1 protein-coding gene is annotated in these 305 nt (G+C 46.2%); it reads left to right on the forward strand.

Annotated elements, in window-relative coordinates:
• A partial coding sequence (locus AAEY83_RS13760) for a thiamine pyrophosphate-dependent enzyme (protein ID WP_351059661.1) occupies positions 1 to 305 on the forward strand: 305 nt, incomplete at both ends.

Raw genomic sequence — 305 nt, forward strand, 5'->3', positions numbered from 1 at the left:
TTCAAGCACTAGATAAAGTGACCAACAGCAACGCTATTATCACCAGTGACGTTGGTCAGCATCAGATGTTTGCCGCGCTTTACTACACCTATTTAGAGCCGGGTCAATGGCTCAATTCGGGTGGTTTAGGTACGATGGGTGTTGGCTTACCGTATGCGATGGCAGCCAAACTTGCCAATCCAGATCGCGATGTGGTTTGTATTACTGGCGAAGGCTCTATTCAGATGAATATCCAAGAGCTATCGACGTGCTTACAGTACAATCTACCGGTCAAAATATTGAACCTAAATAACGCGCAGTTGGGT

The sequence above is a fragment of the Psychrobacter sp. TB20-MNA-CIBAN-0197 genome (assembly GCF_040309765.1).
In the GTDB taxonomy this organism is placed as follows: Bacteria; Pseudomonadota; Gammaproteobacteria; order Pseudomonadales; family Moraxellaceae; genus Psychrobacter; species Psychrobacter submarinus.